Raw genomic sequence first — 2,215 nt, 5'->3', positions numbered from 1 at the left:
GGATGATGAAGAAAACTGTGCATCTGGTGATTCCAAACAAGCGCTTGCTATAAATGAGAAGTTGGACGATTTGAAGGCTGAACTAAAATTTCATTATAAGGTGCAAATAACGACGAAAGTGATCACCTAATTCCAAATTAAGTTGACCACCGGTGACGATTTAAATTGACCACCTCTTTTTTTCCACTGCAAAAAGAACTCATTTTTTACTGTTGCGGTTAAACAAATTTAAACATTTTCACTTTTAAACATATTTCTTTTTCTTCTCATCGATTCTCCCATTAATTCAATTCGGTGCGATTGATGGACTAAACGATCCAGAATGGCATCAGCAATTGTCTTCTCGCCAATGACTTCGTACCAGCCTTTTACTGGTATCTGAGAGGTTACAATCATCGAACCGTTATTATGCCTGTCTTCGATCATTTCAAGTAATGCTATGCGGTTCTGGTTATCGAGGGGCTGCAAGCCAAAGTCGTCCAGAATGATTAATTTATGTCGCTGTATTTTAGCCAGTTCTTTCAGGTACGAACCATCGGCTTTGGCCATCTTCAGTTTCGAAAATAGTTTTGTGGTATTCAGGTATAATACCCGGTAGCCTTCGATGCAGGCCTGGTAGCCAAGCGCTGTGGCAATGTAGCTTTTGCCGGCACCGGTACTTCCGGTAATCAGTATGTTTTCGCTGCTTTCGATAAACTCGCATTGTGCCAGTCTAAGAAGCTTTGTTTTGTCGATGTTCCGAACGGTTTCGTAAATGATATTTTCGACAGACGCTTTATAATGGAACTTTGCATATTTAATCGCCCGCTCAATTTTACGGTTATTACGGTCGTCAAACTCAGCATCAATCATCATCGATGTAAACTGGTCGATCGTGTAGTGGTCGGTTTTGCCGGTTTCAATGGCGGTTTTAAAAGCTCCATGCATTCCGTAGAGCTTCATTTGTTTCATTTTACTGAGTGTTACGTCATTCATAATTAGATTGCTTTTGTGTTTATTGATAGTACTTATTGCCTCTAATGTTTTTATGAAAAGGCAGTTCCGGATCCTGTTTCGTGTTATCTTCTTCCTCAATTTTATCCAAACCACGTTTTAAAATATTGTCGATTATTCTGTAGTTGAAAACGTGATGGTCGAGTGCCCTTTTGCAGGCGTTACTTAGTCTTTCGTTCCCCACTTTCTTGGCGAAAGAAAGGACTCCCATACAGCTTTTATAGGCTTGCTCTGGATGTTGTCCCCTGTCCAAAAGATGGATGATAAACTCCTTTACATGCTCGTCTATGGAGTCGGCCCAGTCAATAAAGCGCTGAGGTGTCCAGTCGGTTACAAACTGGTGGGTTGATGCCAGATGCTCCTTGATGGTGGTGTACCTGTAGGGCCTTGGATCTCGTTTATGAAGTGCTATACGGATGTATTTGTGATAGATCTCCACGGTACTTTTCGTAAAAACAATTTTTACTTTTTTACGCAGATACTGGTAGGGCACACTGTAATAGTGCTTGTCTTTGCTGAGCGATACGTGTCCGTTTTGCATGACTGTAACCACTGCAATTTGCTTGATTTCGTAACGGTTAACAGGAAGTGGTGCGAGTTTGTGTTTTTCGTCTTCGTTAAACAATTGCAGACGAGATGTGGGCCTTCCGGTTAGTTTGGCATTGTTGTGCTTTTCCAGGCATTCCCAAATGGCTTTATTCAGCTCCTTTAGCGAGTAGAATGTCTTTCCTTTAACTGATGGGTAGATGCGCCGATAGAGTATTTTAACGGCTCCTTCGGCCAGTGATTTGTCGCGTGGTTTGTAAGCTCTTGCCGGCAATATGGTTGTTTCGTAATGTTCGGCAAAGTCATGAAAGGTTTCGTTTAGCGTTGGTTCAAAACGGCTGCTTTTGGTAACGGCCGACTTCAGGTTGTCGGGGACAATGGCTGCCGGTACTCCGCCATAAAAATGCAGCGCATTTTCGACCGAAACAATAAAATCTTCTTTCTTTTGGCTCATTGATGCTTCGGCATAAGTGTACTGACTTGCACCCAGAATAGCTACAAAGAACTGTACTTCTTGTATTTCCCCGGTTTCTTTGTCAACAATCTCAAGTGTTTTGCCGGCATAATCAATAAACAGCTTATCGCCGGCTTTGTGGTTCATGTGCATGACCGGGTTTACCTTTTTACTCCATTTTCGGTAGAGATTGCAAAACTGGCTCGATTTTAATCCATCCGG

Annotated in this window: 2 protein-coding genes; both read right to left on the bottom strand. The window is 42.1% G+C overall.

Going from position 1 to position 2,215, the window contains the following annotated elements; translation table 11 throughout:
- Nucleotides 1–228: 228 nt before the first annotated feature.
- Complete coding sequence (gene istB, locus AC37HE_RS14415) at nt 229–975, bottom strand: IS21-like element helper ATPase IstB (protein ID WP_500783553.1); 747 nt, start codon at nt 973–975, stop codon at nt 229–231.
- A 19-nt stretch (nt 976–994) separates the two neighbouring features.
- On the bottom strand, nt 995–2,215 hold a 1,221-nt coding region (gene istA / locus AC37HE_RS14410), incomplete at its 5' end, for an IS21 family transposase (RefSeq protein WP_500783552.1).

The organism is Mangrovibacterium sp., assembly GCF_059905295.1.
This window is presented reverse-complemented; position numbering and strand designations above follow the sequence as displayed.

Bases quoted from the DNA above. Each gene is read 5' to 3' on its own strand.
- istB (WP_500783553.1), bottom strand. From the start codon at position 975: ATGAATGACGTAACACTCAGTAAAATGAAACAAATGAAGCTCTACGGA.